The 18557-nt window shown below is 69.3% G+C and carries 17 protein-coding genes; 9 read left to right on the top strand and 8 right to left on the bottom strand.

Going from position 1 to position 18557, the window contains the following annotated elements:
• Nucleotides 1–30: 30 nt before the first annotated feature.
• Genes C1N74_RS12415 through sdhC form a run of 4 tightly spaced genes read right to left on the bottom strand, consistent with a single transcriptional unit; the run spans nt 31 to nt 3551 of the window.
• On the bottom strand, nt 31–801 hold the full coding sequence (locus C1N74_RS12415) for a succinate dehydrogenase iron-sulfur subunit (RefSeq protein WP_137750631.1): 771 nt from the start codon (nt 799–801) through the stop codon (nt 31–33).
• Complete coding sequence (sdhA, locus tag C1N74_RS12410) at nt 801–2627, bottom strand: succinate dehydrogenase flavoprotein subunit (protein ID WP_023955542.1); 1827 nt, start codon at nt 2625–2627, stop codon at nt 801–803. Before sdhA ends, C1N74_RS12415 begins: the two co-directional genes overlap by 1 nt.
• Nucleotides 2628–2673: 46 nt before the next feature.
• Entirely contained in the window at nt 2674–3117 is a 444-nt protein-coding gene (locus C1N74_RS12405) for a succinate dehydrogenase hydrophobic membrane anchor subunit (protein WP_023955540.1), read from the bottom strand.
• Complete coding sequence (gene sdhC / locus C1N74_RS12400) at nt 3117–3551, bottom strand: succinate dehydrogenase, cytochrome b556 subunit (RefSeq protein WP_023955538.1); 435 nt, start codon at nt 3549–3551, stop codon at nt 3117–3119. The genes C1N74_RS12405 and sdhC overlap by 1 nt, the downstream gene beginning before the upstream one ends.
• A 189-nt stretch (nt 3552–3740) precedes the next feature.
• Between sdhC and C1N74_RS12395 the strand changes: the two genes are divergently transcribed.
• The 9 genes from C1N74_RS12395 (at nt 3741) to C1N74_RS12355 (ending at nt 14303) form a co-directional block, all read left to right on the top strand.
• Nucleotides 3741–4856 carry a mannose-1-phosphate guanylyltransferase gene (locus tag C1N74_RS12395; RefSeq protein WP_023955536.1) on the top strand — a complete coding sequence of 372 codons (1116 nt, stop codon included), beginning with the start codon at nt 3741–3743 and terminating at the stop codon, nt 4854–4856.
• Nucleotides 4857–4983: 127 nt separating this feature from the next.
• Nucleotides 4984–6096, top strand: a complete 1113-nt coding sequence (locus C1N74_RS12390) for a BMP family protein (protein WP_023955534.1) — start codon at nt 4984–4986, stop codon at nt 6094–6096.
• Between the two features lie 85 nt (nt 6097–6181).
• Nucleotides 6182–7696: an ABC transporter ATP-binding protein gene (locus C1N74_RS12385; RefSeq protein WP_137750630.1), complete on the top strand. Its 1515-nt coding sequence runs from the start codon at nt 6182–6184 to the stop codon at nt 7694–7696.
• Nucleotides 7693–9027, top strand: a complete 1335-nt coding sequence (locus C1N74_RS12380; protein ID WP_023955530.1) for an ABC transporter permease — start codon at nt 7693–7695, stop codon at nt 9025–9027. Before C1N74_RS12385 ends, C1N74_RS12380 begins: the two co-directional genes overlap by 4 nt.
• Nucleotides 9027–10304: an ABC transporter permease gene (locus C1N74_RS12375; protein WP_023955528.1), complete on the top strand. Its 1278-nt coding sequence runs from the start codon at nt 9027–9029 to the stop codon at nt 10302–10304. Before C1N74_RS12380 ends, C1N74_RS12375 begins: the two co-directional genes overlap by 1 nt.
• Before the next feature lie 7 nt (nt 10305–10311).
• Entirely contained in the window at nt 10312–10713 is a 402-nt protein-coding gene (locus C1N74_RS12370; RefSeq protein WP_023955526.1) for a cytidine deaminase, read from the top strand.
• Complete coding sequence (locus C1N74_RS12365) at nt 10710–12020, top strand: thymidine phosphorylase (RefSeq protein ID WP_137750629.1); 1311 nt, start codon at nt 10710–10712, stop codon at nt 12018–12020. The genes C1N74_RS12370 and C1N74_RS12365 overlap by 4 nt, the downstream gene beginning before the upstream one ends.
• Nucleotides 12021–12112: 92 nt before the next feature.
• Nucleotides 12113–13228: an adenosine deaminase gene (locus C1N74_RS12360; RefSeq protein WP_071919213.1), complete on the top strand. Its 1116-nt coding sequence runs from the start codon at nt 12113–12115 to the stop codon at nt 13226–13228.
• A gap of 166 nt (nt 13229–13394) precedes the next feature.
• The gene (locus tag C1N74_RS12355) at nt 13395–14303 is read left to right on the top strand and encodes a hypothetical protein (RefSeq protein ID WP_137750628.1); all 909 of its coding nucleotides are present in this window, start codon (nt 13395–13397) and stop codon (nt 14301–14303) included.
• Between the two features lie 90 nt (nt 14304–14393).
• Here C1N74_RS12355 and C1N74_RS12350 read toward each other — a convergent pair whose 3' ends face one another.
• The 4 genes from C1N74_RS12350 to C1N74_RS12335 form a co-directional block, all read right to left on the bottom strand.
• Nucleotides 14394–15197, bottom strand: coding sequence for an alpha/beta hydrolase (locus C1N74_RS12350; protein ID WP_137750627.1), 804 nt, complete (start codon nt 15195–15197; stop codon nt 14394–14396).
• Nucleotides 15194–16360 carry a mannitol-1-phosphate 5-dehydrogenase gene (locus tag C1N74_RS12345; protein ID WP_023955520.1) on the bottom strand — a complete coding sequence of 389 codons (1167 nt, stop codon included), beginning with the start codon at nt 16358–16360 and terminating at the stop codon, nt 15194–15196. Before C1N74_RS12345 ends, C1N74_RS12350 begins: the two co-directional genes overlap by 4 nt.
• On the bottom strand, nt 16357–16794 hold the full coding sequence (locus C1N74_RS12340; protein ID WP_023955519.1) for a PTS sugar transporter subunit IIA: 438 nt from the start codon (nt 16792–16794) through the stop codon (nt 16357–16359). The genes C1N74_RS12345 and C1N74_RS12340 overlap by 4 nt, the downstream gene beginning before the upstream one ends.
• 86 nt (nt 16795–16880) lie before the next feature.
• Entirely contained in the window at nt 16881–18530 is a 1650-nt protein-coding gene (locus C1N74_RS12335) for a PTS mannitol transporter subunit IICB (protein ID WP_064955699.1), read from the bottom strand.
• Nucleotides 18531–18557 lie beyond the last annotated feature (27 nt).

The following is an 18557-nucleotide window of genomic DNA, read 5'->3' as shown; positions in this document are numbered from 1 at the left end:
TCAGCTGCTCGGGCACGGGGCCCGCCCGGCTCAACGACCGCGCAGAACCGCCTGCTTGACCTCGGCGATCGCCTTGGTGACCTCGATGCCGCGCGGGCATGCCTCGGTGCAGTTGAAGGTCGTGCGGCAGCGCCACACGCCCTCCTTGTCGTTGAGGATGTCGAGACGAACGTCGCCGGCATCATCGCGCGAGTCGAAGATGAAGCGGTGCGCGTTGACGATCGCGGCGGGGCCGAAGTACTGGCCGTCGGTCCAGAACACGGGGCACGACGAGGTGCACGCGGCGCACAGGATGCACTTGGTGGTGTCGTCGAAGATCTCGCGGTCGGCGATCGACTGGATGCGCTCCTTGCCGGCCTCGGGCTTCGAGTTGGCGATGAGGAACGGCTGCACCTCGCGGTAGGAGGCGAAGAACGGCTCCATGTCGACGACGAGGTCCTTCTCCAGCGGCAGGCCCTTGATCGCCTCGACGTAGATCGGCTGCGAGATGTCGAGGTCCTTGATGAGCGTCTTGCAGGCCAGGCGGTTGCGGCCGTTGATGCGCATCGCGTCCGAGCCGCAGATGCCGTGGGCGCAGGAGCGCCGGAAGGTCAGCGATCCGTCGACGTCCCACTTGATCTTGTGCAGGGCGTCGAGCACACGGTCGGTCGAGTAGAGCTCGACGTCGTAGTCGACCCACCTCGGCTCGCTGTCGACCTCGGGGTCGAAGCGCCGGATGATGAAGGTGACCAGGAACGACTGGATGCCGGTGTCGTTCGCCGCCTCGGCAGGGGCCGCGGCATCGGTTTCGGCGATCGTCATCAGTACTTCCTCTCCAGCGGCGGGTACCGCAGTTCGCCGGCCTCGTTCTTGGTGAACACGACGGGCTTCCAGTCGAGCCGGATGTGGTCCTCGGCGTGCGACGAGTGGGGGTCGCCCGAGAGGTAGGCCATCGTGTGCTTCATGTAGTTCTCGTCGTCACGCGTCGGGAAGTCGTCGCGCATGTGTCCGCCACGGCTCTCCTTGCGGTTGCGCGCGGCGACCACGACGACCTCGGCGATGTCGAGCAGGAAGCCCAGCTCGACCGCCTCGAGCAGGTCGGTGTTGAACCGCTTGCCCTTGTCGTCGACGTGGATGTTCTTGAACCGCTCGCGCAGGTCGGCGATGACGTCCATGACGTGCAGGAGCGACTCCTCGGTGCGGAACACCTGCGCGCCCTTGTCCATCTCGTCCTGGAGCGTCTTGCGCAGGACGGCGATGCGCTCGGTGCCGGGGTTGTTGCGCACGCCCTCGATGAGCTCGCGGACCTCCTTGGCGGGGTCCTCGGGCAGCGGCACGAAGTCGGCGGTCTTGACGTACTCGACGGCGTTGCGGCCGGCGCGCTTGCCGAAGACGTTGATGTCGAGCAGCGAGTTGGTGCCGAGGCGGTTCGAGCCGTGCACCGAGACGCACGCGCACTCGCCGGCGGCGTAGAGGCCCGGGACGACGGTGGTGTTGTCCGCGAGGACCTCGGCCTTGACGTTGGTGGGGATGCCGCCCATCGCATAGTGCGCGGTGGGCATGACGGGAACGGGCTCGACGACCGGGTCGACACCCAGGTAGGTGCGGGCGAACTCGGTGATGTCGGGGAGCTTGGTCTCGAGGACCTCGGCGCCCAGGTGCGTGCAGTCCAGCAGCACGTAGTCGCGGTGCGGTCCGGCGCCGCGGCCCTCGGCGACCTCCTGCTGCATGCACCGCGAGACGATGTCGCGGGGAGCGAGGTCCTTGATGGTGGGGGCGTAGCGCTCCATGAATCGCTCGCCCGACGCGTTGCGCAGAATCGCGCCCTCACCGCGCGCGCCTTCGGTGAGAAGGATGCCGAGACCGGCGAGGCCGGTCGGGTGGAACTGGAAGAACTCCATGTCCTCGAGCGGCAGGCCCTTGCGCCAGACGATGCCGACGCCATCGCCCGTGAGAGTGTGGGCGTTGGAGGTCGTCTTGTAGATCTTGCCGAAGCCGCCGGTGGCGAAGACGACGGCCTTCGAGTGGAAGACGTGCAGGTCGCCGGTTGCCAGGTCGTAGGCGACGACGCCCGCGGTCTGGGTCGAGCCGTCGGGGGCGGTCACCGTGATGAGGTCGAGCACGTAGTACTCGTTGAAGAAGTTGATGCCGAGCTTGACGCAGTTCTGGAACAGCGTCTGCAGGATCATGTGGCCGGTGCGGTCGGCGGCATAGCAGGCGCGGCGGACCGGGGACTTGCCGTGGTCGGCGGTGTGGCCGCCGAATCGGCGCTGGTCGATCTTGCCGTCGGGCGTGCGGTTGAAGGGCAGGCCCATGTTCTCGAGGTCGATGACCGCGTCGATGGCCTCCTTCGCGAGGATCTCGGCCGCGTCCTGGTCGACGAGGTAGTCGCCGCCCTTGACGGTGTCGAAGGTGTGCCACTCCCACGAGTCCTCTTCGACGTTGGCGAGCGCCGCCGCCATGCCGCCCTGTGCCGCACCGGTGTGCGAGCGGGTCGGGTAGAGCTTCGAGATCACCGCGGTGCGGGCGCCCGGACCGGCTTCGATCGCCGCCCGCATGCCGGCGCCGCCGGCGCCGACGATGACGATGTCGAACTGGTGGTAGTGGATGCCGTCCTTGACGACGACCTCTTCGGTCTGGGTGCTCACGGGGCGAGCCTTTCGTTGCTGTGATTCACGTCGTCGGAGCGCAGGGTCAGCCCTGGCAGGTCTCCCAGAGCATGCTGTCCGCCGTCACTCCGAGGCAGGGGTCGAAGGTGAACACGACCAGGGTGCCGAGCAGGATCAGCAGGCCGGCCGAGAGCCAGATGGCCCAGACGAGGACCTTCCGCGCCGTTGCACCGGTGACGTAGTCGTTCACGATCGTGCGCATGCCGTTCGCGCCGTGGATCAGGGCGAGCCACAGCATGAGGACGTCCCACCACTGCCAGAACGGGCTGGCGAACTTGCCCGCCACGAACGCGAAGTCGATGCCCTTGATGCCCTCGCCGAGCATCAGGTTGACGAAGAGGTGGCCGAAGATCAAGACGACCAGCAGCACGCCGGAGGCGCGCATGTAGACCCAGCCCCACTTCTCGAGGTTGGCGCCCTTCTTGCGGACCTGCGGGCTGCGGGGAGCGGCAAGGGTGTCGGCGGTCATCAGTGACCCCCTCCAATCTCGGAGAGAACGATGGGCACGTGACGGGCAGCGAAGCCGATGATCGTGACGGCCCAGACAGCCAGCACGCCCCACCACAGCTGACGCTGATGACGCGTGGCCCACGGCCACAGGTCGACCGCGATGATGCGCAGGCCGTTGAAGGCGTGGTACACGATCGCGGCGACGAGGGCGACCTCGCCGAGACCCATGATCGGGTTCTTGTAGGTGCCGATGACGGCGTCGTAGGCCTCGGGCGACACGCGGATCAGCGCGGTGTCGAGCACGTGGACCAAGAGGAAGAAGAAGATGGCCACGCCGGTGATGCGGTGAAGCACCCACGACCACATGCCCTCGTTGCCGCGGTACAGCGTGCCGCGCGGGGTCTTTGAGGTGGTCTGGGCTACCGACGGTGTGACGCGTGCTGGTGCAGACACGGTCGTCCTCCCTGGATCGAACACGGTTCGTGGGGGCGATCGATGCCCCGGTGGGGTGGTTGACCCCCGGCGTCACATGGGCGCACAACGATTCTAGGCCGGGAAAATGACGCGGGGCGACGAAGGGCACCCTAAAGAAACGGGGTTCTTGCGCCGGGGCGAGGGCCGGGGCCCCGGTACGCTCGGAGGATGGTCGACGAGATCCCGGACTTCTACGCCGTCATCCCCGCCGGAGGGGTGGGCAGCAGGCTGTGGCCGCTGTCGCGTGCCGACGCGCCGAAGTTCCTGCACGACCTCACGGGGTCGGGGCACTCGCTGCTGCGCGACACGTGGGACCGGCTCGCGCCGCTCTCCGGTCCCGACCGCATCGCCGTCGTCACCGGTCGCGCGCACCGCGCGGCCGTCGAGGCTCAGCTTCCCGGCATCCCCGACAAGAACGTCTTCCTCGAGTCGGAGCCGCGCGACTCCGCGGCCGCGATCGGTCTGGCTGCCGCGATCCTGCACCGCCGGCATCCCGACGTCATCGTCGGCTCGTTCGCCGCCGACCACGTCATCCGCGGCAGCCGGGTGTTCGAGTTTGCGGTCCGCGACGCGGTCGAGGTCGCGCGCGAGGGCTACATCTGCACGATCGGGATCACTCCCTCCGAGCCCGCGGTCGGCTTCGGCTACATCAAGCGCGGGGGCGAGCTCATCGTCGAGGGCGCCCGTGACGCCTCCCTCGTCGAGCGATTCGTCGAGAAACCCGATCTCGAGACCGCACGTGCCTACGTCTCCGACCGGTCGTATCTGTGGAACGCGGGCATGTTCATCTCGCGCGCCGACGTCCTGCTGGCCGAGATCGAGGCCAACAGTCCCGAGCTGCACGCGGGGCTGCTCGAGCTCGCCGAGGCCTGGGACGACCGCGACCGGCGCGGGCCCGCCGTCGACCGCATCTGGCCGAAGCTGAAGAAGATCGCGATCGACTACGTCGTCGCCGAGCCGGCTGCCGAGAAGGGCAAGCTCGCCGTGGTTCCCGGGCACTTCGACTGGGACGACGTCGGCGACTTCGCGAGCCTCGCGAAGCTCAACTCCAACGGGCGCAAGAACGACCTCGCGATCCTGGGAGAGAACGCGCGCATCCTGTCGGACGCCGCCAGCGGGATCGTCGTCAGCCACACCTCGCGCGTCATCAGCCTCATCGGCGTCAAGGACATCGTCGTCGTCGATACCCCCGACGCGCTTCTGGTGACCACGAGCGAGAACGCCCAGCGGGTCAAGCACGTCGTCGACGCCCTCAAGCTGACGGGCCGCGGCGACGTTCTGTGACGCGCACATTGCGTCTTTGTAACCATTCGCGGGGCGCGGTGCGTCCGGCGTGCAAGCCGGGCGAAACAGTAGGTAACTTCATTCCAGCCGCCGCGAAGTCCGCGGCGCCTTCAATGTGGAGGCTGCATTGACACTCTCGACCCCTCAGAAGCTCGTCGGCATCACAGCTGCCGCGGGCCTTCTCGTCGCCCTCGCCGGTTGCGGAGCCGCACCCGATGAGGCCGGCGGATCCGCCGCACCCGAGGCGGGCTCGGACTTCACCCCCTGCCTCGTCTCCGACGAGGGCGGCTGGAACGACCGTTCGTTCAATCAGTCGGCCAAGGAAGGCATGGATCGCGCGGCCAAGGAGCTCGGCGTGGAATCGATCGAGGTCGAGTCCACCACCGAGAACGACTACGGCCCCAACCTCGAGACGCTCGTCTCGGAGGGCTGCGACCTCATCGTCGCCGTCGGGTACAAGCTCGCCCCGGCCACCGTCGCGTCGGCCACGGCGAACCCCGACATCGACTACGCGATCATCGACGACTACGCCGACACCGACTTCGACGGCAAGACCGACGCGCCGAACATCAAGCCGCTGGTGTTCAACACCGCGGAGGCCGCCTACCTCGGTGGCTACGCGGCGGCCTCGTGGTCGGCCGAGGCAGGCGTCAACAAGGTCGGCACGTTCGGTGGCGACAAGTTCAACTCGGTCACCGTCTTCATGGACGGCTTCCAGCTGGGCGTCGAGAAGTACAACGAGGACAAGGGCGCGAACGTCGGCGTCGTCGGCTGGGACATCACCGCTCAGGACGGCAACTTCACCGGTGGCTTCACCGCCAACGACACCGCCAAGCAGGTCGCCCAGGGCATCCTCGACCAGGGTGTCGACGTGATCCTGCCCGTCGGCGGCCCGATCTACCAGAGTGCCGCGCAGGCGATCCGCGAGGGCAACCGCGATGTCGTGATGCTCGGTGTCGACAGCGACCTCGCCGTCTCGGACGACACCGTCGCCGACCTGACGCTCGTGTCGATCCAGAAGGCGATCGACGTCGCCGTCTACGACGCCACCGTCGCCGCCCAGAGCGGTGACTTCACGACCGACCCGTACGTCGGCACGCTGAAGAACGAGGGCGTCAAGCTGTCGAGCTTCCACGACTTCGAGTCGCGTCTGCCGGCCGGTCTCGCCGACGAGCTGACCGCCCTGCAGGAGGCGATCGTCGCCGGTGACATCACCGTGGACTCGCCGAACTCTCCGTGAGCTCATGAGTCGTCGGGGCCGGGGAACGATAGTTCCCCGGCCCCGACCGCTGTCCACCCACCATCCGTCGCATAGATTGGCCGACATGAAGCTCGAACTCCGGGGCATCACCAAGCGCTTCGGCACCCTGGTCGCCAACGATCACATCGACCTCGTCGTCCGGCCGGGCGAAATCCACGCTCTCCTCGGGGAGAACGGCGCCGGCAAGTCGACCCTCATGAACGTCCTCTACGGCCTCTATCAGGCCGACGGGGGCCACATCCTCCTCGACGACGTCGTCCAGGACTTCCGCGGGCCCGGCGACGCCATGAGCGCCGGCATCGGCATGGTGCACCAGCACTTCATGCTCGTGCCGGTCTTCACCGTCGCCGAGAACGTCATGCTCGGTCACGAGAACACCAAGGGCCTCGGCGTCCTCGACCTCGCTGCCGCTCGTGCGCACGTGCGCGCCGTCGCCGACCGCTTCGGCTTCCAGATCGACCCCGACGCCGTCGTCGGCGATCTGCCCGTCGGCGTGCAGCAGCGCGTCGAGATCATCAAGGCCCTCTCGCGCGAGGCGAAGGTCCTCGTGTTCGACGAGCCCACCGCCGTGCTCACTCCGCAGGAGACCGACGAGCTCATGGCGATCATGCGCCAGCTGCGCGACGAGGGCACCTCGATCGTCTTCATCACCCACAAGCTGCGCGAGGTCCGCGAGGTCGCGGACCGCATCACCGTCATCCGCCTGGGCAAGGTCGTCGGCGAGGCCTCGCCGACCGCGAGCAACGCCGAGCTGGCTGCGCTCATGGTCGGCCGCCCCGTCGAGATGGTCGTCGCCAAGGGCGCCCCGAACGTGGGGGAGGGGGGACTCGTCCTCGACGGCATCCGCGTCGTCACGCCGTCGGGCATCGTCGTGGTGGACGACGTCGACCTGCAGGTGCGCTCGGGCGAAGTCGTCGCCGTCGCCGGCGTGCAGGGCAACGGCCAGACCGAGATCGTCGAAGCGATCCTCGGGCTGCTGCCGATCGACCACGGCTCGATCCGCCTCGACGGCGACGAGCTGGGCGGCCGCAGCGTCCGCGCGATCCTCGACCGCGGTGTCGGATTCGTGCCCGAGGACCGCAAGGAGGACGGGCTCGTCGGAGCCTTCTCCGTTCAGGAGAACCTCATCCTCGACCGCTCCGACGACCGCGCCTTCAGCCGCGCGGGCACGATCGACCGCCGGGCGCTCGAAGCGTTCGCCCGCGAGCGCATCACCGAGTACGACATCCGTACGCAGGGCCCCGACACCCCGGTCGGCACCCTGTCGGGCGGTAACCAGCAGAAGGTCGTCATCGCGCGCGAGATGGCCCGTCCGCTGCGTCTGCTCGTCGCGGCGCAGCCCACGCGCGGCGTCGACGTCGGCAGCATCGAGTTCATCCACAAGCGCATCATCGAGGCCCGTGACTCCGGTGTCGCCGTCCTCGTCGTCTCGACCGAGCTCGACGAGGTGGTCGCCCTGGCCGACCGCATCGCGGTGATGTACCGCGGTCGCATCGTCGGCGTCGTCCCGGCGACGACGCCGCGCGACGTGCTCGGCCTGATGATGGCCGGCGAGGTCCCCGAGGAGTCAGCAGCATGACCACCCCCACCCCCGGTCCCGGTCCCGACGTGCCCGTCGAGCCCGCGGACTCGCAGCTGCCGCCCGTCGGCGGCCCCCTGACGGGGAAGCCCGAGGTGGCTCCGCCGCCGACGACGAACCGCGTCATCACCGAGGTGATGCGCAGCAGTGCCGTCATCACCCTGCTCGCCATCGTGCTCGCGCTCATCGTCGGCGGAATCATGATGGCCGTCACCGACGAGCGCGTGGCAGCGGCATCCGGGTACTTCTTCGCGCGTCCGGGAGACACCTTCGTCGCGATCTGGCAGTCGGTGTCGGGCGGTTACGACGCGCTGTTCCGCGGCGCCGTCTTCAACTCGCGCGTCGACGACTTCGCGACGCAGATTCGTCCGCTGACGAACACCCTCGGCTTCGCGGCCCCCCTGATCGCCGCCGGGCTCGGCGTCGCGCTGGCCTTCCGCGCCGGTCTGTTCAACATCGGCGGCCGCGGCCAGATCCTCATCGGTGCCGCCTTCGCGGCGCTCGTGACGTTCAACCTCGATCTGCCGATGTTCATCCACCTGCCGTTGACGCTGATCGCCGGCATCGTGGGCGGCGCACTGTGGGGCGGGCTCGTCGGCCTGCTGAAGGCGCGGACCGGTGCGCACGAGGTGATCCTCACGATCATGCTCAACTACATCGCCTACTACCTCGTCAGCTGGATGGTGCGCACCCCCGCGCTCCTGCAGCAGCCCGGGACGACGCAGTCGATCTCGTTGCGCACCCCGGACTCCGCGCAGTTCCCCGAGCTGCTCGGTCCGCAGTACCCGCTGCTGGACTGGGGATTCGTCGTCGTCATCATCGCGACGATCGTCGTGTGGTGGGTGATCGAGCGCTCGAGCCTCGGCCTGCGTCTGCGTGCCGTGGGCGAGAACCCGCACGCCGCTCGCGCCGCCGGCATCTCCGTCGAGCGCATGTACATCTACGCGATGCTCTTCGCCGGCGGACTCGCGGGCCTCGCCGCGATGAACCAGGTGCAGGGCCAGGTCACCACCGGCTTCACCGGCTCGATCGACGCGGGTATCGGGTTCGACGCGATCACGGTCGCCCTGCTCGGGCGTTCGCGTCCGTGGGGCGTCTTCGCCGCCGGCATCCTGCTCGGCGCGCTCAAGGCGGGCAGCTTCACGATGCAGGGTTCCGAGGGCATCCCCGTCGAGATCGTGCTCGTGGTGCAGGCGCTCATCGTCCTGTTCATCGCGGCGCCGCCGCTCGTGCGGACGATCTTCTTCCTTCCCAAGACCGAAGCTGAGAAGCGCGCGTCGGGCCGCACGAAGAACTCGTCGCGCCGCGCAGCTGTGAAGGCGGGTGCCTGATGGCAACGACCGATCTGACCTCCGCCGCCGCGGCTCCCGCCGCGGTGAAGGTCCGCCACCTCAAGCCGGCGATCGCCCTCGGCGTGGCGACGCTGCTGCTGGCGCTGCTGTTCGCCCTGGTCCCGCGAGGCGGCACGAGCACGTTCCGCCTCGCCGACGGCGGCTCGACCATCCCCATCCCCGACGTCGCGCTGCCGACCGGGCCGACCAGCTGGACGCTGCTCGTCCTGATGGCCGTCATCACGGCGGTCGCGGCGTGGGACGCCCTCTCGTACCGTCGTCCGCGCACCTGGCTGGTGGCGGTGGCCGGATTCGTGGGTGTGTTCGCCTTCCTCGTGTGGGCGGCAGCGGAGGGCCTCGTTCCCGTCATCGGTCTGCTGTTCGGCGCGGTGTCGCTGTCGGTGCCGCTCATCTTCGGCGCTCTCGGCGGTGTCATCGGTGAACGCGTCGGCGTCGTGAACGTCGCCATCGAGGGCCAGTTCCTGCTCGGCGCGTTCGGCGCCGTCGTCGTCGGCAGCATCACCGGCAACCCGTTCATCGGACTGATCGCCGCCATGGTCGGCGGTGTCCTGGTGAGCCTGGTGCTCGCGGTCTTCTCGATCCGCTACCTCGTCGACCAGGTCATCGTCGGTGTCGTGCTCAACGTGCTCGTCACGGGCCTCACCGGCTTCCTCTTCGGTGCGCTCCTCGCGCCGAACGAGGCGACCCTCAACCGGGCGACGACGTTCCAGCGCCTGCCGATCCCCCTGCTCAGCGACATCCCCGTGATCGGACCCGTGCTGTTCAACCAGACGTTCATCGTCTACCTGATGTACGTCACGGTCGGCCTCGTCGCGTGGGGGCTGTACCGCACCCGCTGGGGCCTGCGTCTGCGCGCCGTCGGCGAGCACCCGCAGGCGGCGGACACCGTCGGCATCAAGGTGAACCCGACCCGGTTCTGGAACGTCAGCCTCGCCGGAGCGATCGCCGGAGCCGGTGGCGCGTACTTCACGCTGGTTTCGGTGCCGACCTTCACCAAGGAGATGACCGCGGGCCTCGGCTTCATCGCCCTCGCCGCCGTCATCTTCGGACGCTGGGACCCGATCCGCGCCACTCTCGCGGCGCTGCTCTTCGGCTTCGCGACGAACCTGCAGAACCTGCTGACGGTGCTGCGTACGCCGATCCCCAGCGAGTTCATGCTCATGCTGCCGTACCTCGTGACGATCCTCGCGGTCGCCGGGTTCGCGGGGCACATCCGTGGGCCGGCCGCCGCCGGCAAGCCGTACATCAAGGGGTGACGCTGCTGTGACAGACATCGATTGGGACGAGCTGCGCGCCGTTGCGACCGAAGCCATGACGCGCGCGTATGCGCCGTACTCGCGCTACCGGGTGGGCGCGGCAGCGCTCGTCAGCGACGGTCGCATCGTCTCGGGATGCAACGTCGAGAACGCGTCGTACGGCGTCGGGCTGTGCGCCGAGTGCGCCCTCGTCGGCGACCTGCACATGTCGGGCGGCGGACAGCTCGTCGCCTTCGTGTGCGTCAACAACGACGGTCAGACGATCATGCCGTGCGGCCGGTGCCGCCAGCTGCTGAACGAGTTCGCCCTGCCCGGAATGCTGCTCGAGACCGTCTCGGGCATCCGCACGATCGACGAGGTGCTGCCCGACGCGTTCGGGCCCCGCGACCTCGAGGAGGCCGCCCGATGAGCGCCGAGTCCACCGCATCCGCTGTCGAGGCGTTCGACGCCGTCGACGTCATCCGCACCAAGCGCGACGGCGGCGCCGTCCCCGAGGACGCGCTCCGCTGGATGATCGACGCCTACACGCGCGAGTACGTGGCCGACTCGCAGATGGCGGCGTTCGCCATGGCGGTGCTGCTCAACGGCATGGAGCGCGACGAGATCCGCGTCATGACCGACGCGATGATCGCCTCGGGTGAGCGGATGAGCTTCGCCGGTCTCGGCAAGCGCACGGTCGACAAGCACTCCACCGGTGGTGTCGGCGACAAGATCACACTGCCCCTCGCTCCGCTCGTCGCCGCGTTCGGCGTCGACGTGCCGCAGCTGTCGGGCCGCGGCCTCGGTCACACCGGGGGCACGCTCGACAAGCTCGAGTCGATCCCCGGCTGGCGCGCCGCGCTGTCGAACGACGAGATGTTCGCGCAGCTGCGCGACGTCGGCGCCGTCATCTGCGCCGCCGGCTCGGGCCTCGCGCCCGCGGACAAGCGGCTGTACGCGCTCCGCGACGTCACCGGCACGGTCGAGGCGATCCCGCTCATCGCCTCGAGCATCATGTCGAAGAAGATCGCCGAGGGCACCGAGTCGCTCGTGCTCGATGTGAAGTTCGGCTCCGGCGCTTTCATGAAGGACGTCGACAAGGCGCGCGAGCTCGCCCGCACGATGGTCGCGCTCGGCGCCGACTCGGGCGTTGCGACGACCGCGCTCCTCACCGACATGAACGCGCCGCTGGGCCTCGCGATCGGAAACGCGAACGAGGTGCGCGAATCGGTCGAGGTGCTCGCCGGTGGAGGACCCGCCGACGTCGTCGAGCTGACCGTCGCCCTCGCGCGTGAGATGCTCGCGCTGGCCGGACAGCCCGATGCCGACGTCGAAGCTGCCCTCGCCGACGGCCGCGCGATGGATGTCTGGCGCCGCATGATCCAGGCGCAGGGCGGCGACCCGGATGCCGCGCTCCCGACGCCCCGCGAGACGCACACGATCACCGCGCCGACAGCCGGTGTCGTCTCACGCCTCGAGGCGCTGCCGTTCGGCATCGCGGCCTGGCGCCTCGGTGCCGGTCGTGCCCGTGCGCAGGACCCGGTGATCCACGCGGCGGGCATCGACCTGCACGTCAAGCCGGGCGACGAGGTGGCCGCTGGTCAGCCGCTGTTCACCCTTTTGGCCGATGATGGTGCCCGGTTCGACCGTGCTCTCGACGCGCTGCACGGCGCGTGGGAGATCGACGACGACGCTCCGCCCGCGGGGCCGCTCGTCCTCGAGCGCATCACGGCCTGAGCCGGGCAGCATCCGTTCGTCGGGTGCCGACCACCGTCCCGTTCCGTCCACCCGCCCGACCCACCCGCCCGTTCCGTCCGGAGGAGCCCGCCATGCCGATCGAACAGCACGCCGACGTCACACTGCAGGGCGTCTCGGTCCGGTCGCTGCCCAAGGTCTCGCTGCACGACCACCTCGACGGGGGCGTGCGCCCCGCGACGATCGTCGAGCTGGCGGACGAGCTCGGGACCGACCTGCCCGAGACCGACGCCGACGACCTCGCCGACTGGTTCGAGGAGCAGAGCGACTCCGGGTCGCTCGTCGACTACATCAAGACGTTCGAGGTCACCCTCGCGGTCATGCAGACCCGCGACGGCCTGCGCCGCATCGCGCGCGAGTTCGTGACCGACCTCGCCGCCGACGGCGTGGTCTACGGCGAGGTGCGCTGGGCGCCCGAACAGCACCTGCGCGGCGGACTGTCGCTGCAGGACGCCGTCGACGCCGTGCAGGAGGGCATCGAGGAGGGCGAGGATGCCGCCGAGGCGAAGGGTCACGACATCCGCGTCGGTCAGATCCTCTCGGCGATGCGTCAGGCCGATCGCTCGCTCGAGATCGCGCGTCTGGCCGTCGACAACCGCGGTCGCGGCGTCGCGGGGTTCGACATCGCGGGGCCCGAGGACGGCTTCCTTCCCGCCCAGCACCGCGACGCGTTCGACTACCTCGCGTCGGAGTTCTTCCCGGTGACGGTGCACGCGGGCGAGGCCGCGGGGCTCGACTCGATCCGGTCGGCGCTCATCGACGGCCGGGCGCAGCGCCTCGGCCACGGTGTCCGCATCGCGTCGGACCTCAACGTCGTCTCGCGTGAGGGCGAAGAGGTGCTCGTGCAGTTCGGCGACCTCGCTCGGTGGGTGCGCGACCGCGAGATCCCGCTCGAGCTGTCGCCCTCGTCGAACCTGCAGACCGGTGCCATCGCCGGATGGGGCACGCAGTGGGAGGACCACCCCTTCGATCTGCTGTACCAGCTGGGCTTCTCGGTCACCGTGAACGTCGACAACCGCACGCAGAGCCGCACCTCGCTCACGCGCGAGCTCGCGACCCTGGCGCAGACGTTCGACTACGACCTCGACGACCTGCAGGCCTTCCAGCTCAACGCCGCCGCCGGGGCCTTCCTCTCGGTCGAGGAGCGCGAGGAGCTCATCGAGGTCATCGCCGAGGGCTTCGGCTCCTGACCCCGGCCTGATTTCCGCGAGGTCCCAGTTGGGCCGGGTTTCAGAGTCTGATTCCCGGCCCAACTGGGACCTCGCGGTTTCTGCCCAGGGGCGGTGAGCGCCGGGATGCTCACAGACGCGGCGGCGGGGGAGCCGCTGAAGCGACGATGAGGTCCAGGCTGTCGGGATGCGTCGACCCCAGCCCCTTCCTGAGCCGCTGCGCGGCGTGCCGTTCTCGGTCGGTGCCGCACGCGTGATGGGTGTGACGGCGGGACGACTCGACGCGAGTGATCTCGAGATCCCGTTTCGCGGTGTCCGGATACCGCGTAGCGCCAGCCCTCCGGATATCGCCGAGCGGTGCGCCCAGTATGCGCCGAGGCTGCGGCCATGGCAGTTCTTCAGCCACGACACCGCACTCGCCCGATTCGGGGCGCCGCTCCCGCTCAGGAGCGATCCGCTCGTCCTGCACGTGTCGGCCCATCGGCCGAACCGAGAGCCGCGAGCCGAGGGGGTGGTCGGGCACCGCCTGGGCGAACGCTCACCGGCGGTGTGGGCTGTCGGCGGCATCCCGTTCGAGCATCCCGCTCGTGCGTGGCGTCATGTCGGGGCGGCTTGGCAGCACGACGACCTCGTCGCGGCCGGTGACTACATCGTCGGCCGCGGCGGGCTCGTGACGCTCGACCAGCTGGTGGACGAAGTCGAGCTGCACGCGACGCGCGGGCGCAGCCGGCTCATCCGTGCGCTGTCCGACATCCGGCCCGGTTCGGAATCGTCGGAGGAGACGCGTCTGCGTCTGGTCCTTCAGCGGGCGGGGCTCCCCGAGCCGGAGCTGAATCCGGAGTTGCGACAGGCATCGGGCGTCTTCATCGCACGGCTCGACCTCGCCTATCGGCGATGGCGGGTGGCCGTCGAGTACGACGGGCGCCAGCATGCCTTCGACGACGCCCAATTCGCGCGAGACGCCGACCGCTGGCACGCGATCCGCGCGAGCGGCTGGGAGCATGTGCGGATCTTGCGCCATCACCTGCGCGGTGACGGCCGACGGGCGGTCGATATGGTCCGGTCTGCTCTTTTCCGCGCTGGCTGGCGTCCCTGACCCCCGAGGCGTCACTGAGGTCCCACTTGAGCCGGGTATAGCCGCCGAGTTCCCGGCCGAACTGGGACCTCGGCGCCCCGGCACGCCGGGTCAGCGGGGGAGAGAGGCCACGAGGTCCGACAGCGCCGCGGTGACCTCGGCGCGCATGTCGGGAGCGGAGATTCCGGGGGTGCCGTCGCCGGCCTGGGGGCCGTAGTCGCCGAAGGATGCGTGGCTGGCGCCGGCGATCTCGACGAAGGCGGCATCCTCGGGGAGGAGGTGGCGGTTGTCATCGACCTTCTGCGGGGTCGTCAGACCGTCCTCCGAGCCCGACAGGCTGAGCACGGGCAGCCCCGACGCCGACAGGTCGGTGGCGCAGTACGACGCGAACAGCACGAGTCCGTCGGCATCCTCCGCCAGCTGGCAGGCACGCACGCCCCCGAGCGAGTGCCCACCGACCAGCCACGTGTCCACGCTCGGAACGAGCTCGGTGAACGACGACAGCGGGCGGGGGTCGAAGAAGGCGAGGTTGAGCCACGGCCGCATGATCACCACGGTCACCTCGTCCTCCGCCACGACGTCGGCGAGGATCGCGGCGTATGCCTCGGCCTGCACCTTCGCGCCCGGGATGAACACGAGCCCGACGTCGCTCGGCCCGGCGGCGGGCTCGAGCACGACGCTGCCCTCGACCTCGGACATGACGATGCGCTCGCCGGCGTGGACGGCGTCGAGCGGGCCCGCCTCGGCGTCCATGACTCCTACCTGGCTCCAGACCAGGATGCCGATGACACCCGCCGCGACGACCCCGATGAGGGACAGGGTGACGACGACGACGATCCGTCGTGCCCGAGACCGCCGGCGCGGGCGCCCGGGCTCGTCACCCGCCGCCCGCACCGCCGCAGCGTCTCGGCTCATCGAGCGTCGGAGCCGATCGCCGCCTGACGTTCGGCGACCACGCGCTCGACCCGTGCGTACAACGGGTGCGAGGGCTCGAGCCCGGTCACGGATGCGGTGAAGGATGCCGCGTCCTCGGCGCGCAGGCGCTGCTGCAGCTCGACCGACTGCGGGTCCTCCGGGTCGTCGAACGCGAGCGCCGCCCCGATCGCCGCGACCAGCGCGTCGACCGGCAGGCCGGCCTCGGCGGCCTCCGCGGCGGGACCCACGAAGCGCTCATGCCGCGAGAGCTTGCGGAGGGGTTGCCGCCCCACGCGTCCGACCGTGTCGGGCAGCTCGGGGTTGGCGAAGCGCCGCAGGATCGTGGCGCGGTAGTCCGCGAGCTCGCCGGCGTCGAGACCATGCTTGTGGACGAGGAGGGCCGAGGTCTCTTCGAGCGCGGCCGAGACGCTCGCGGCGATCTCCGGCACGGCGAGGGCTTCGGCCACGGTCGGGGTGCCGGCCTGCGCGCCGAAATAGGCGGTCGTGGCGTGACCGGTGTTGACCGTGAAGAGCTTGCGCTCGATGTACGGCTCGAGGTTCTCGACGAAGTGCGCGCCGGGGATGTTCGGCAGCTCGCCGCCGAACGGACCGGACTCGATCGCCCACTCGTAGAACGGCTCGACCGTGACGTCCACGCCGGCGCCGGCGGGCTGCGCGGGCACGATGCGGTCGACGGCGGTGTTGGCGAAGATCGCTCGGCCCGAGACGGCTTCCCAGGCATCGCCGGCCTGTGCGCGGATCTCGTCGCGCAGCAGGTCGGTGGCACCGATCGCGTTCTCGCACGCCATGACGGCCAGCGGAGGTGCGGCGGGATCGCGCAGGGCGAGGCCGGCGAGGATGTGGGGCGCGATGAACTTCAGCACGGTGGGGCCGACGGCGGTCGTGACGACGTCTGCTGCCGCGACGGCATCTGCCACGGCCTGCGGGTCTTCCGCGCTGTTGAGGGCACGGAAGCCGGTGACGGTGCGGTCGACGCCGCCCTCGCCGACCTCGTGCACCGTGTACTCGGAGGCGGCGTTGATGGCATCGACGAGGGGCGCGGCGACGTCGGAGAAGACGAGCTCGTAGCCGCCTTCGCTCAGGAGCAGACCGACGAAGCCACGGCCGATGTTGCCGGCCCCGAAGTGGACCGCGGTGCTCACTGGTTCACCGATGCGAGCAGCGCGTAGAGCTCGTCGGGGGTCTGCGCCGCCTTGAGGCGAGCGACGTCGTCCTCCTCGGAGAAGAGCAGAGCGATCTGAGACAGGATGTCGAGGTGCTCGTCGCCCTTGCCGGCGATGCCGACGACGAAGGAGACCGGCTCGCCGCCCCAGTCGACGCCGCCGTCGTAGCGGACGAACGACAGTGCCGAGTCGAGGATCGCATCCTTGGTCTCGTTGGTGCCGTGGGGGATCGCGAGCTCGTTGCCCATGTACGTCGACACGGTCTGCTCGCGCTGCTGCATGGCGTCGAAGTACGCGGAGGTCACGGCGCCGGCGGACTCGAGCAGGTCGGCGGCCTCCTTCATCGCCTCCTCGCGGGTGGCGCTTCCGGAGTGGATGCGGATCTGACCGATGTTCAGGACCTCACGTGCCATGTCTGTCTCCTTCGAATGGTGTTGCTGGCGGATGACGCGGGGCCGAGGCGGATGGACCGCCCCGGCCCCGGGTCTGGGTTTCGAGCCTACGCGTCGGCGTCGTGCTGCTTGCGGACCATCTCGACGACCTCGTCGTACTTCGGCGAGTTCATGAAGTTGTCCACCGACACGTGCACCGCGTCGGGTGTGCGCTGGCGCGCGCGATCGGTGAGCTGGTTCTGCGTGACGACGAGATCCGCCGATCCGTCCAGGTTGGCGATCGCTTTGTTGACGACCGTGACGCCCTCGACGCCCGCCTTCTTGAACTTGTTGCGCAGGACGCTCGCACCCATCGCCGACGAGCCCATTCCCGCGTCGCACGCGAACACGATCGATTCGATCGGCTTGGTCGCCGTAGCGGTGGCGGAGCCCGCCGCGGCGTCCTCGGCGGCGGTGGCCACCTCGGCATCACGACCACCGGCGCGGCGCAGTGAATCCATCGCAGCGGAGGACTTGCCCTTGTTGGCCTCGGTCTGAGCGATCGCGGCCTCGAAGTCCGAGCCCTCGGCTGCGAGGTCGCGCTTGCGGGTGGCCCGCAGGATGACCGCCGAGACGATGAACGTCACGGTCGCGGCCAGGACGACGGACAGCAGAACCACGATCAGGTTGCCCACACCGCCGGGGAGGGCGGCGGCGACGACCGCGATGATGCTCCCCGGGGCCGCCGGGAACGCGAGGCCGCCGCCGAGCAGCATGTTGGTGGTGACACCGGTGGCGCCACCGGCGATGAGGGCGAGGATGAGCATCGGCTTGCTCAGTGCGTAGGGGAAGTAGATCTCGTGGATGCCACCGACGAACTGGATCACCGCGGCACCCGGGGCCGAGGCCTTGGCGGCACCGACACCGAAGAAGGTGAAGGCCAGCAGCAGGCCGATGCCGGGACCGGGGTTCGCCTCGATCAGGAAGAGGATCGAGCGACCGAACTCCTCGCTCTGCTGCACGCCCAGGGGCGTGAACACACCATGGTTGATGGCGTTGTTGAGGAAGAGCACCTTCGCCGGCTCGACGATGATCGAAACGAAGGGCAGCAGGTTCAGGCTGACGAGCCAGTCGACCGCCGCGCCGAGACCCTGGCTGATGACCCGGAAGAACGGGCCGAAGGCGAAGAACCCGACCACTGCGAGGATCATCGACAGGATTCCCGCGGAGAAGTTGTTGACGAGCATCTCGAAGCCCGGCTTGATCTTGCCGTCCCAGATGCGGTCCATGTACTTCACGGCCAGGGCGGCGAGGGGACCCATGATCATGGCGCCGAGGAACATCGGGATGTTCGTGCCCGCGATGACGCCGACCGTGGCGATCGTCGCCACAACGCCGCCGCGCTCGCCGTAGACCATGCGGCCCGCAGTGTTCGCGATGAGCAGGGGCAGCAGGTAGGTGATCATCGGGCTGACGAGGCCGACGTACGCCATCACGTTGGTGCCGTCGCTCTCCGCCAGCGTCGTCATGGCGCCCTGCCAGCCGATCGCCTCGAGGTTGCCGGAGCCGCCGATGATGTCGGCGACCGGGTACCAGTGGATGCCGAAGGGGCTGTCGGCACCGAGGAACCCGGCGGGGATGAACAGCATGGTGATGAAGCCCCACGCGATGAAGGCCGCGATATTGGGCATGATCATGCCCGACAGGAAGGTCCCGAATCGCTGGACGGCGACGCGGGCCCCTCCCGTCTTCCTATCGACTGTTGACGTCGTTGTCATTTCTGGTTCTCCTTCTGGTGCAGTGTG

Origin of the sequence: Microbacterium sp. SGAir0570 (assembly GCF_005491085.2) — a bacterium.
Lineage (GTDB): Bacteria > Actinomycetota > Actinomycetes > Actinomycetales > Microbacteriaceae > Microbacterium > Microbacterium arborescens.
The sequence above is the reverse complement of the archived record's forward strand: the minus strand, read 5'-3'. Positions and strand labels throughout refer to the sequence as shown.